Source organism: Nocardioides sp. WG-D5, assembly GCF_054031175.1.
The window spans coordinates 955425-967451 of the sequence record NZ_CM132928.1 but is presented as its reverse complement, the minus strand read 5'-3'; the positions used below and the strand labels follow the sequence as shown (position 1 = coordinate 967451).

At 69.5% G+C, this 12027-nt stretch carries 11 protein-coding genes and 2 riboswitches; of the genes, 6 read left to right on the top strand and 5 right to left on the bottom strand.

What is annotated here, in order from left to right:
* Positions 1-18: 18 nt before the first annotated feature.
* Genes ACWZJV_RS04775 through ACWZJV_RS04760 form a run of 4 tightly spaced genes read right to left on the bottom strand, consistent with a single transcriptional unit; the run spans position 19 to position 4813 of the window.
* The gene (locus ACWZJV_RS04775; RefSeq protein WP_457180393.1) at positions 19-1656 is read right to left on the bottom strand and encodes a glycoside hydrolase family 13 protein; all 1638 of its coding nucleotides are present in this window, start codon (positions 1654-1656) and stop codon (positions 19-21) included.
* 35 nt (positions 1657-1691) lie between these two features.
* Positions 1692-2543 (bottom strand): carbohydrate ABC transporter permease, encoded by an 852-nt coding sequence (locus tag ACWZJV_RS04770; protein ID WP_457180392.1) that lies wholly within the window; start codon positions 2541-2543, stop codon positions 1692-1694.
* 3 nt (positions 2544-2546) lie between these two features.
* Positions 2547-3503, bottom strand: coding sequence for a carbohydrate ABC transporter permease (locus tag ACWZJV_RS04765; protein WP_457180391.1), 957 nt, complete (start codon positions 3501-3503; stop codon positions 2547-2549).
* Positions 3504-3505: 2 nt separating this feature from the next.
* Complete coding sequence (locus ACWZJV_RS04760) at positions 3506-4813, bottom strand: ABC transporter substrate-binding protein (protein WP_457180390.1); 1308 nt, start codon at positions 4811-4813, stop codon at positions 3506-3508.
* 184 nt (positions 4814-4997) lie between these two features.
* Between ACWZJV_RS04760 and ACWZJV_RS04755 the strand changes: the two genes are divergently transcribed.
* The 3 genes from ACWZJV_RS04755 to ACWZJV_RS04745 all read left to right on the top strand — a co-directional run bounded on the left by ACWZJV_RS04755 (position 4998) and on the right by ACWZJV_RS04745 (position 7694).
* On the top strand, positions 4998-6023 hold the full coding sequence (locus ACWZJV_RS04755; RefSeq protein WP_457180389.1) for a LacI family DNA-binding transcriptional regulator: 1026 nt from the start codon (positions 4998-5000) through the stop codon (positions 6021-6023).
* A 140-nt stretch (positions 6024-6163) separates the two neighbouring features.
* Positions 6164-6844: a Crp/Fnr family transcriptional regulator gene (locus ACWZJV_RS04750; protein WP_008358019.1), complete on the top strand. Its 681-nt coding sequence runs from the start codon at positions 6164-6166 to the stop codon at positions 6842-6844.
* Between the two features lie 31 nt (positions 6845-6875).
* Positions 6876-7694 (top strand): hypothetical protein, encoded by an 819-nt coding sequence (locus ACWZJV_RS04745; protein WP_008358017.1) that lies wholly within the window; start codon positions 6876-6878, stop codon positions 7692-7694.
* On the opposite strand, the gene ACWZJV_RS04740 is transcribed toward ACWZJV_RS04745, so the two are convergent.
* Positions 7656-8690, bottom strand: a complete 1035-nt coding sequence (locus ACWZJV_RS04740) for a CobW family GTP-binding protein (RefSeq protein WP_008358014.1) — start codon at positions 8688-8690, stop codon at positions 7656-7658. The two genes, ACWZJV_RS04745 and ACWZJV_RS04740, sit on opposite strands and share 39 nt — an antisense overlap.
* Before the next feature lie 113 nt (positions 8691-8803).
* A riboswitch (glycine riboswitch) is annotated at positions 8804-8899 on the top strand.
* A 1-nt stretch (position 8900) separates the two neighbouring features.
* A riboswitch (glycine riboswitch) is annotated at positions 8901-9001 on the top strand.
* Positions 9002-9057: 56 nt separating this feature from the next.
* Between ACWZJV_RS04740 and gcvT the strand changes: the two genes are divergently transcribed.
* From gcvT to ACWZJV_RS04725, 3 genes are read left to right on the top strand one after another with little or no spacing between them, the layout of a single operon-like run.
* The gene (gene gcvT / locus ACWZJV_RS04735; protein WP_008358012.1) at positions 9058-10161 is read left to right on the top strand and encodes a glycine cleavage system aminomethyltransferase GcvT; all 1104 of its coding nucleotides are present in this window, start codon (positions 9058-9060) and stop codon (positions 10159-10161) included.
* 8 nt (positions 10162-10169) lie between these two features.
* The gene (gene gcvH / locus ACWZJV_RS04730) at positions 10170-10541 is read left to right on the top strand and encodes a glycine cleavage system protein GcvH (RefSeq protein ID WP_008358009.1); all 372 of its coding nucleotides are present in this window, start codon (positions 10170-10172) and stop codon (positions 10539-10541) included.
* Positions 10542-10578: 37 nt separating this feature from the next.
* On the top strand, positions 10579-11985 hold the full coding sequence (locus tag ACWZJV_RS04725; RefSeq protein ID WP_040755223.1) for an L-serine ammonia-lyase: 1407 nt from the start codon (positions 10579-10581) through the stop codon (positions 11983-11985).
* Positions 11986-12027 lie beyond the last annotated feature (42 nt).

Below are 12027 nucleotides of genomic sequence, written 5' to 3'. Positions count from 1 at the left end.
CCCAGCCGGATCCGGGAATCAGCTCGGCGTCTCGCCGCTGAGGAACCACACCGTCGTGTCCGGCGGCAGCAGGTGACCCTCGATCGGTGAGCTGGCGAAGAGGATGGTTCCTTCCGGCAGAGGCACCGGCCGTGATCCGAAGTTGGTGATGCAGTCCCAGCCCTGGGGCCGAGCGAAGTGGAGCACCTCAGGCCGGTTCTCAGCTCGCCACGCGAAGCCGCGACCGCGCAGCTTCGACCGGAGTGCCAACGCACGCCGGTACATCTCGAGCGTCGAGTGGGGATCGGTCTCCTCGGCGGCTACGGAGCTCTCGGCGAACCAATCGGGCTGTGGAAGATGCGCAGTCCCGCGCGAGAAGCCGAACGACGGCCGATCGGGAGTCCATGGAATCGGTACGCGACAGCCGTCGCGTCCCTTCCGTGAGCCACCGGAGCGGTGGAACTCGGGATCGTGGATGAGTTCCGTCGGCAGGTTCCCCACCTCGTGGAGGCCGAGCTCTTCGCCCTGGTACAGGTAGACCGAGCCGGGCAGAGCCAAGGTGAGCAGGGTCGCGGCCCGGGCACGCCGAAGCCCGAGCTCGCGGTCGAGCGGTGGCACGGTGCCGTCGCTGAGCAGCCATGCGGCGGCGGTCCCCCGCGGATCGTCCTCGGCACCGGGTAGCCCGTAACGAGTCGCGTGCCGTACGACATCGTGGTTCGACAGGACCCACGTGGCGGAGGCGCCGACGCTCTCGGTGTCGGTGACCTGTCGGTCGATGCGGGCCCGGAACTCCTCGGCGTCCCAGGCCGCCTCGAGAAGATCGAAGTTGAAGGCCTGATGGAGCCCGTCGGCGCGTACGTACCGAGGCCTACGTGCCGGCGCCACGCAGGCCTCGGCCACCGCCATCCGCGGCGAGTCGTACTCGTCGAAGATGCGACGCCACTCAGCGTAGATTCCGTGGACCTCATCACGGTCCCACAACGGATGGGAACCCTCGGCATCGGCCAGGTCGGGGAGCTCCGCCGTGGGCGTGAACGGCTCGGTGAGGTCTTTCGTGAGGCCGTGGGCGACATCGATGCGGAATCCATCGACGCCACGGTCGGCCCAGAACCGCAGCGTGGTGAGGAAGTCGGCACGCACCTCGGGGTTGTCCCAGTTCAGGTCGGGCTGCTCAGGCGCGAACATGTGCAGATACCACTGCCCGTCCGGCACCCGAGCCCAGGCTGACCCGCCGAAGATCGACTGCCAGTCCGACGGTGGGTTGGCTCCGCCTGGTCCGGTGCCGTCGCGAAAGATGTACCGGTCACGAGCCGGCGATCCCTGGGGGGCGGCCAGGGCCTCGGTGAACCAATCGTGCCGGTCGGAGGTGTGGTTGGGGACGAGGTCGATGATCACCCTGATGCCGGCGCCGTGGAGCGCGGCGACCATCTCGTCGAAGTCGTCCAGGGTGCCGAGTCGCGGATCCACGTCTCGGTAGTCGTCGACGTCGTAGCCGCCATCGGCGAGCGCCGACGGGTAGAACGGGCTCAGCCATACTGCGTCGACGCCGAGCGAGCTCAGGTAGGGGACGCGGGACGTGACGCCGCGGAGGTCGCCCAGGCCGTCGTCGCCGGAGTCGGCGAAGCTTCGGGGATAGATCTGGTAAACGGCGGCGTCAGCCCACCAGTCGGAATTCATGGCAGCAGTCCTTGCGTCATCGAGGTGTTGGATGGTCATCCCTTGGTGGCTCCCTGGAGGAGGGCCTTGGTGAACTGACCCTGGAGCAGCAGGAACACGAGGATCGTGGGCGCCATCAGGAGCAGGGCGCCTGCGTTGAGCAGCACGATGTCGGTGCTGTACTTCGACTGGAACGCCTGCAGGGCGCCGGCCATCGTGCGCTTGTCGGGGTCGTTGACCAGGACGAGGGCTAGCAGGAAGGTGTTCCAGGTCGAGAGGAACATCAGCAGCACCAGGGAGGTCACGGCCGGGGTGGCCAGCGGCAGGTGGACACGCGTGAGTGCTCTCCAGGGTCCGGCGCCGTCGAGCGAGGCGGCCTCGGTCAGCTCCGCCGGGGCGTTCAGGAAGTGCGCCCGCATCCAGAACACGGCGAACGGCATGTTGAGTCCGACCAGCGGCAGGATGAGACCGAGCTGGCTATCGAGCAGACCCAGCTGGTTGACCTGTTGGTAGAGCGGCACGATCACGATCTCGTAGGGAAGGGTGAGCGTGAGCAGCAGGAGGAGGTAGAACGCCCGGCCCAACGGGATCTCTAGGACCGTGATGGCGTACGCCGCCATCGTCGCGATGAGCACGGAGAGCGGCACCACGCCGAGCACGATCAGGACGCTGGACTTCAGCAGCGTGGTGACGTTGGCGACGGTCCAGGCGTCGAGGAAGTTGTGCCATTGCGGATCGGACGGCCACGACAGACCGCCGGGGATCGTTCCTTGCGGCGCCAGGGCTGCCGAGAACATGCTGACCAGCGGGACGATGGAGTAGACGCCTGCGATGAGGATCAGTGCGACTCCGGGGGCTCGGCGGCGCAGAGCCGGTGTGCGAATGAGGGACGGCGATATGACAGCCACGGGTCAGTCCTCTCGGAAGAGACGTTGGAGCGGCAGGACGATGGCGACGATGAGCAGCGCCAGGACCACGGCGAGGGCGGAGGCGTCACCGAGGCGGCTCTCGCTGAAGGCGAGGTCGTAGACCTTGACCCCGGGGACCATGGTGGCGCCGCCGGGGCCGCCATGGGTGGCCAGGTAGACCACGTCGAAGCTGGCGAGCGCGCTGATGATCGTCACCGTGGTGCACACGCCGATCTCCTGCTTGAGCCCGGGGACGGTGATGTGGCGGAAGCGTGCGATCGCTCCGGCTCCGTCCAGACGCGCGGCTTCGTACAGCTGGGACCCGATCTTTCCCACACCCGACATGAGCAGGAGCGTGCAGAACCCGGTCGACAGCCAGGTGCCGATGAACCCGACCGCCACCAGCGCCCAGTCGAAGTCGCCCAGCCAGGCCCGGGTGTATCCGCCGAGGCCGATGAGGCGCATGACCTGGTTGACGACGCCGTTGTCGGCGTACATCCAGGTCCAGGCCACGCCTGCCGCGGCACCGGGGATGATTTGGGGGAGGAACAGCACGGTGCGCGCCAGCGTCCCGGCGAACCGGCCCTGGATCGACTGCATGGTCGCGGCGGCGACCAGGCCGAAGCACACCAGAAGGACGGTGAAGAACAGGATCAGCACGAGCGCGTGGAGCAACGGTTCGAGCAGCTCGGAGTCGGTGAGGATGGCGACGTAGTTGTCCAGGCCGACCCAGGTGGATGGGCCGATGCCGTTCCAGTCGTAGAGCGAGTACCAGACCGACTGGATGACCGCGCGGAGGTTGAAGAACCCGTAGAAGGCCAGGGCGGGCAGCGCGAAGAGCCAGCCACTCCAGCGCCGGGCCGCCGAACGGATCCGGCGGCGGGGGAGGGTCCGTCGCCGGGCCGGCTCCGCGAGCCTCGGCGGAAGAGTCGTCGGGGTGGATGTGCCGATGTCGATCATGATCAGTCCTGCAGCCCGCTCTGGTAGGACTTCTGGAGGTGCTCGACCACGTCCTCGGGCTCGGCCTTGCCACTGAGGAGGAGCTGTAGCTGCGCCGGGAGGTCGGTGTTCACCGCGGGGACCGAGTTCTGGATCCAGGTGAAGAACCCGTCGGTCGCGGTCACGGCGGCGTACCCGGCCTGGATCTGGCTCTCGACGTCGGCGTCCAACGTCAGCGGGTCCTGATCGGTGGCGTTCGCTGCCGGGTAGCCGTTCTCGGTGGCGACTTCGGCGGCCTCGGGAGAGGTCAGGAAGTCCAGGAACAGAGCGGCCGAGTCCTTGCGATCCGAGCGCGCGGCGATGGAGAACGCCAGGGTGTTCGCGGTCATGCTGATGGGCGGGCCGCCGGCCTCGCGGGGCGGGATCAGGAAGACGCCGTACTCGCCGTCGAAGGATGCCGGCAGCGCCTGTGTCATCCAGGAGCCCTGGACCATGAACAGGCCTTTGCCCGCGGCGAACCGGCCGTACGAGGCGTCCTGGTTGATCGCGTTGGCGTCGTGGTTGAAGTAGCCGGCGTCCGCCCATTTCTGCAGGCGCGCGGTCGCCTCGGTCGCCTCGGCCGTGTCGAGAGAGGCGCCGGGCTTGCGCCATGCCACGTCCAGAACGGACTGCGGCCCCATGTAGTCGCCCAGGAGCAGGTTGTACAGGTGCCCGACGAGACCGTCCGCGTTGGACGCGACGATCGGCGTGATCCCCATCGACTTGGCTCTCGCCATCACGGTTTCCCACTCGTCGAGAGTCCGCGGGATCGTTTTCATTCCGACCTTCGTGGCGAGGTCCCGGTTGTAGAACACCCCGGTCAGCGGACCGGCGGCGCCACCGCCGACGTAGAGGGGGCCGGAGCCGATCTCGCCGTTCTGGACGCGTCCGGCGTCCAGGACGCTGGCCGGCACCTTCTCGCTCCACCCGTACGCGTCGTCGTAGGCGTCCAGGTTGGTGACGAGCCCGTCGCGGACGGCGCCGCTCAGGTCCCCGACGAGGGCGAGATCCGGCGGGCTGTCGGAAGCGAGCAACCTGGGCAGCACGGTGTTGTAGTTATTGTCGGCCTCGACCTGCAGGTCGACCGTGATGGCCGGATGCTCCTTCATGAAGGCGTCGGCCAGTGCCTGCTGATAGTCCTCGAGCCCGGCTGCGGTGAAGAGGGTGAGCGTCGCCTCCTGCTCGCCGACGTCGGTTCGTACGCTCGTCGGACTCACCTCAGCCGCAGGTGCCCTGCCGCCCGGGCCGGCGCACGCCGCCATCGACGCCGCCGCGACCATCGCAGCTGCCACCCCCAGGATCCTCAGTCTCCGCATCGGCCTCATGGCCACTCCCGTCTACCGTGTGCTGGAATCGTTTCCAGTCACAACTGTGATCCCAGTCACGCGGCTTTGTCAAGGCCGGATGGAAGCGCGCTCAAATGGCGTTAGGTGACTTCCTGGAAACGTTGCCAGTCGGTCGCGTATCATGCTTGACATGGAGTCTGAGCAGCCGCGCGAGCTGACGTTGGCCGATATCGCCAGGATCGCGGGAGTGGGCCTCGGGACCGCGTCGCGAGCGCTCAGCGGCAGACCCAACGTCTCTCCCGTGACCCGGCAGAAGGTGCTGGACGTCGCCAAGAAGCACGCCTACGTCGTCTCGCCCGATGCCTCGAGGCTCAAGAAGGGCTCCACGGGCCGAGTCGCGGTCGTGGCGCCGCACCTCTCACGCTGGTTCTTCGGTGCGATCCTTGAAGGCATCGAGTCGGTGTTGCGCGAGTCGCAGCTCGACGTGCTGCTCTACCACGTCGGCAACCTCGAGGACCGCAGGTCCTTCTTCGAGCGGCTGCCCGCCCGGCGCAAGGTCGATGCCGTCATCGTCGTGGGCTTCCCGGTCGAGGAGGCGGAGCGCCAGAGCCTTGAGCTGATGCTCGGCGTCCAGGTCGTCGCGGCCGGTGGTCAGCACGAGGTCTATCCGCATGTCTGTATCGACGACCTCAAAGCCGGTGGGCAGGCGATGGGTCATCTGCTCGGGCTCGGCCACGAGCGGATCGCGATGATCGAGGCGATAGACCCCGACCAGCCCCGCCAACCGTCCGGGCGGAGTCGCGCCTACCATCTCGCCCTGGCCGACGCAGGGATCGAGCTCGACCCGTCGCTCGTGGTCACCACCGACTGGGGTGGCGAGCAGGGCGCCGCGGCGATGGCCCGGCTGCTCTCGTCCTCCGAGCTCCCGACCGCTGTCTACGCCCACTCCGACGAAGTCGCGTTCGGTGCCATGCGCACCATCCGGGACGCCGGCCTGCGGATTCCCGAGGACATCTCCATCATCGGCATCGACGACCATCCACACGCAAGCTTGCTGCACCTGACCACGATCAGGCAGGACGCCCGCCTGCAGGGCGTCCTGACCGCCCAGATGCTCCTCGGCCTGCTGCACCAGGAAGAAGGCACGGCGCGATCCGTCACGGTCGACACCCAGCTGGTGGTGCGCCGCACCACCGCCGCGCCGCGCCGTGCCTGATCGCGCTCAGGTGTGGGTTTGCGGGTGTGGCGAAGAACGCACCCGACAGGCGTGCGATGCGGGACACACATCCGCTGTCCGAGCCGTCGATCTCGGTACGCTGATGGCTTCAGCCAAATGACGACAGGAGCGGCTGGGTAATGGATCAAGACGTGCTTCGGCACGCACCGCTTTTCAGCGAGCTGGACGACGAGTCGATGACGGCGCTGCTCGCGATGATGGGCCAGACCCGCCTCAGGCGAGGCGAGGTGTTGTTCCACGAGGGAGACGCCGCGGACCGGCTCTACGCCGTCGTGAACGGCAAGGTGAAGCTGAGCCGCGCCGCGGCCAACGGACAGGACAACCTGCTGGCGATCCTGGGGCCGGGCCAGGTGTTCGGTGAGCTGTCGCTCTTCGACCCCGGTCGGCGCTCCTCGACGGTCACGGCCGTCACCGACGAGGTGGAGCTCGCCTCGCTCTCGCACGATGACCTGCTGGGCCTCCTCGACGGGCGCCCCAGCGTGACCCGTGGCCTGCTCGCCCTGCTGTCGGGCCGGCTGCGCCGGGCCAACGACGTGATCGGCGACCTGGTCTTCGCCGACGCTCCCCGCCGGGTCGCCAAGGCGCTCCTCGATCTCGCCGAGCGGTTCGGTCAGGAGACCGAGGAGGGCGTCCACGTACGCCACGACCTGACCCAGGAGGAGCTCGCCCAGCTCGTGGGCGCGGCTCGGGAGACGGTCAACAAGGCGCTCGCCGACTTCGCTGCCAAGGGCTGGGTCAGGTTGGAGTCGCGCTCGGTGGTCATCACCGACATGGAGCGGATCGTCCGCCGAGCCGGGTGATTTCTGCTCGTGAGCGGTGGGACCATCGAGCATGGTCTCACCGCTCGATGAGCTGCCCCAGCCGCCGGCCCGGCGGCCGGACCTCGACGAGGACTTCTCCGGCGGGCTGTCCGAGCAGTGGTGGATCCCGCACTACCTGCCGCACTGGACGACACCGGAGCGGTCCGAGGCTCGCTACCGGCTCGTCCCGGGTGGGCTCGAGCTGCGGATCGAGGCCGACCAGCTCGACTGGCGGCCCGAGGATGCGCCCCTGCGGGTCTCGAACCTGCAGACCGGCACGTACTCCGGCCCGGTCGGCTCCGCGCGCGGGACGCACCGTCACCGGGAGGACGGGCTCCGGGTCCGGACCGAGACGCCGCAACAGCTCCTGTTCGCGCCCGCTCGCGGTCGCGTGGACGTGACCGTCGCCGCGAGCCGGGACGACGGCTGCATGCTCGCGGCGTGGCTGGTCGGCACCGAGCACCTCTCCGGCGAGGACTCCGGCGAGATCTGCGTCTTCGAGATCGACGCGGACGCGATCGGCACGACCACGGTCGCCCGTTGCGGGGTCAAGGCGCACCACGACCCGCGCCTGAGTACCGACATGGCAGAGGTCACCGTCCCGTTCGACGCGACCCGGGCCCACACCTGGACGGCGATCTGGGACGGCCGGGAGACCGTCATCGGCTGCGAAGGTCTCGTCGTACGACGCGTGCCCCAGGCTCCGACCTACCCGCTGTTCCTGATGATCGACCTCTTCGAGACCGGGCCGCCGTCCGGATCCCACCCGAAGACGGCGACCGTCCACCGCGTCCTAGGCTGGGCGTCGGCGTCAGAGGCTGACCCGGACCAGCTGGCGGAGCCGGCGTAGACCCTCGGTGCTCGGCCGCTCGGCCTCGGTGAGGGCGTCGGTGAGGTGCTTGCGGACCGAGTCGGTCTCGAGGTCGAGGCCGATGGCCACGAGCTCGCTCGTCGCGCCCGGTGTGCGCCTGGCCGCGGCGACATGGGCGCTGCGTCCGACCAGGTTGACGTGGTAGCTGCGAGGTCCCTGGCCGGTCGCGACGGCGACGGTCCCCTTGATGCGGTACGCCGTCGGGGGCGGGTCCTCGAGAAGGTCGATCAGCCGGGCCGGTTCGATGGTGCCTGGGTTCGTCACGGTCACCGAGGCGGCGTGCTGATGTGCCTGGTGGTCGGAGGCCGCCTCGCGCAGCAGTGCGGCGATCGGCAGCTCGTCGGGCGGGTCCTCGGGCACGGCGGCGTCGTAGACGAGTCGTGGGTCGATGCGGCCGCCCACTGCGTACGCCACGTGGACCTCGGGGTTGTGCTCCCGCACCCGCGCCTCGATCCGAGCCAGGGTCTCCTCCCGCTCGGCCGACGGCACCAGGTCGGTCTTGTTGACCACCACCAGGGAGGCGGCTGCGAACCGGACCGGTGCCGGGCCCCGGCCGTCGTCGAGGGTGTCGAAGTAGGAGGCCGCGTCGACGACCTCGATGAGCCCACCGCGGCGTACGCGCTCGACGCCGCTGAACCGGACCAGCTTGGCCAAGGTGCCGGGCTCGGCCAGCCCGCTGGCCTCGACGATGACGACGTCGAGCCCGAGCCGCGGGTGGGTCAGCTTCTCCAGAGCGTCGTCGAGGCCGCCGGCGTCGGGCAGGCAGCACAGGCAGCCACCGGCGATGGAGGCCGGCTCGTCGATCTGGCCGGTGACGAGCCCGGCGTCGACGTTGATGTCGCCGAAGTCGTTGACGACCACGCCCACCCGGGCACCGGGCTGGCGCAGCAGATGGTTGAGCAGCGTGGTCTTCCCCGACCCGAGATGGCCGGTGAGGATGACCACGGGAACGCGGGTGCTGGCGTTGGGTGGCACCGAGCCATCGTAGAGCCGGTGAGAACAGTTCCCGTTAGTGGGTCGCGGTGCCGAGATCTTGACGGCCGAGGAGGCCAGACCTAGGTTTGCCGCACAACTTCACATCCGCCACTCGAACTGCAGCGGGAGAGTCCTCGCCCATCCCGGGTGAGGCGCCGAAGGAGCAAACCTCCCCAGAATCTCTCAGGCCCCATGACCGCTGTGGTGAGGCGACCTCTGGAAAGTCAGGATCCGACGATCCTGCACCCACGGTGCAAACCGTCCCCGTCGGGGCGGTGAAGCTCTCAGGTAGCGATGACAGAGCGGGGAGGTCACCCGTCCACGGGTGCCGCTGTCGGCACCCACCACCAGGGAGCCTCCCGCACACATGACCTCATCCGTCCCTACCCCTCTCCACGAGATCCACCAGGCCCTCGGCGCCTCGTTCACCGACTTCGCCGGCTGGGACATGCCGGTCCGCTACGGCTCGGAGACCGCCGAGCACCACGCCGTCCGCACCGCCGCGGGACTCTTCGACCTGTCCCACATGGGCGAGATCGAGGTGACCGGGCCCGAGGCCGGGCGAGCCCTCGACCACGCCCTGGTCGGCCGCCCGTCGGCGATCGGCATCGGCCGAGCCCGCTACTCGATGATCTGCGCCGAGGACGGCGGCATCATCGACGACCTGGTCGTCTACCGGCTCGAGGAGGAGCGCTACCTGGTCGTCGCCAACGCGAGCAACGTCCACGTGGTCGCTCCGGCACTGGCCTCGCGAGCCGAGGGCTATGACGCCGTGGTCCGCGACGCCTCCGCCGAATGGGCGCTGATCGCGGTCCAGGGACCTGCCTCGGCGGCGATCGTGGCGGCCTTGACCGACCTCGACGTCCCCTCCCTGCGCTACTACGCCATCGACGCCGGCACGGTCGCCGGTGTCGAGGTCCTGCTCGCCCGCACCGGCTACACCGGCGAGGACGGGTTCGAGATCTACTGCGCGCCCGCGTCGGCCGCTGCGGTCTGGGAGGCTCTCACCGAAGCCGGTACGCCGCACGGGCTGCAGCCCGCCGGGCTCGCCTGCCGCGACACCCTCCGGCTCGAGGCGGGCATGCCGCTCTACGGCCACGAGCTGAACCGTGACACGACGCCCTTCGAGGCCGGACTCGGCCGGGTCGTCTCCTTCGACAAGCCCGACGGCTTCGTCGGGGAGGCCGCCCTGGCCGTACGCCGCGACGAAGGCCCGCGCAGCGTGCTCGTCGGTCTGGTCGCCGCCGGGCGCCGCTCCCCGCGGGCCGGCTACGCCGTCGTGGACCCGGCCAGCGGCGACGAGATCGGCGTCGTCACCAGCGGCTCCCCGTCGCCGACGCTCGGACGTCCCATCGCGATGGCGTACGTCCGGCCCGATCTCGCCGCCGCCGGCGTCAAGGTCCAGGTCGACGTACGCGGCAGCCGCGAGGATGCCGAGATCGTCGACCTTCCCTTCTACTCCAAGAAATGAGCACCGCCATGAGCAACCCGACCCACCTGTCCTACACCGCCGAGCACGAGTGGCTCGAGACCCGCGGCGACGTCGCGCGGGTCGGTGTCACCGCCTTCGCCACCGAGGCGCTGGGCGACATCGTCTTCGTCGAGCTGCCCGAGGTCGGCAGCAAGATCACCGGGGGAGAGAGCTGCGGTGAGCTGGAGTCGACGAAGTCGGTCAGCGACATCTTCGCGCCTGCTGACGGCGAGATCCTCGAGGTCAACGCCGCCGTCGTCGAGGACCCCGCGCTGATCAACAGCGACCCGTTCGGTGCCGGCTGGCTCTTCGAGATGCGCGTCTCGGGCGCCCCCGAGCTCCTCGACGCCGCGGCCTACGACGCTCTGATCGAGGAGTGACGTGACCGCCGAGGTCGCCGGATCCACGGCCGTCGCGATGGCGCTGAGCGCCTTCGACCTGTACTCGATCGGCATCGGCCCGTCGTCCTCGCACACCGTCGGCCCGATGCGCGCCGCGAAGACCTTCGTCGACGGTCTCGTCGCGGACGGTCGCCTGGATGCGGTGACACGGGTGAAGGCCGAGCTCTACGGCTCCCTCGGCGCGACCGGTCACGGGCACGGCTCCGAGGGAGCCGTGCTCCTCGGCCTCGAGGGGGAGGAGCCGGCGACCGTCGACACGCGCGCGTCGTCCGGGCGGGTGGCGGCCATCCGCGAGTCCGGGGAGCTGTCGCTCGGCGGCCACGGTCCGATCCGCTTCGACAGCGGCACCGACCTGGTCATGCACCGCCGCGCCAGCCTGCCGGGCCATCCCAACGGCATGGTGTTCACCGCGTACGCCGCCTCGGGGGAGGTGCTGTGCGAGCGCACCTACTACTCCGTGGGTGGCGGCTTCGTGGTCGACGAGCACGCGGTGGGCGCCGCTCGGGTGGTCCCCGACCGCTCGCCCGTCCGCTTCCCGTTCGCCACCGGTGCCGAGCTGCTCGGCATCTGCGAGCGCGAGGGGTTCCGGGTCTCCGACCTCATGCGTGCCAACGAGCTGACCTGGCGTACGCACGACGAGATCCGCGCCGGCCTCCTGGAGCTCTGGCGGGTGATGGCCGACTGCGTGCAAGCGGGCTGCGACCGTGATCCGGTCACTGACGGCGTACTCCCTGGTGGTCTGCGGGTCCCGCGCCGGGCGCCGCTGCTCTACCGCGACCTGGCCTCCGGAGCCGGTGCCCAGGACCCCTTCCGGGTCATGGACTGGGTCAACCTGTTCGCCCTCGCGGTCAACGAGGAGAACGCGTCGGGCGGCCGCGTGGTCACCGCTCCTACCAACGGCGCGGCCGGCATCGTGCCCGCCGTCCTGCACTACTGGGTACGTTTCGTGGCGCCCGAGGCCGGGCTGGACGAGGCCGCGATCGAGGACGGCATCGTCCGGTTCCTGCTCACCGCGGCCGCGATCGGCATCCTGTGCAAGACCAACGCCTCGATCTCCGGCGCCGAGGTCGGCTGCCAGGGCGAGGTCGGCTCGGCCTGCGCGATGGCCGCCGGCGCGCTGTGCGAGGTGCTGGGCGGCACCCCGGAGCAGGTCGAGAACGCCGCCGAGGTCGGGATCGAGCACAACCTCGGCCTCACCTGCGACCCGGTCGGTGGGCTGGTGCAGATCCCGTGCATCGAGCGCAACGCCATCGCCAGCGTGAAGGCGATCAACGCGGCCCGCCTCGCCCTCAACGGCGACGGCTCCCACAAGGTCAGCCTCGACAAGGCGCTGAAGACCATGCGGGAGACCGGGGCCGACATGAAGGTGAAGTACAAGGAGACCTCCCGCGGAGGCCTCGCCGTCAACGTCATCGAGTGCTGAGCCGGGAGGGATTCCTCGGCGCACGGCGCCGTCGCATGAAGT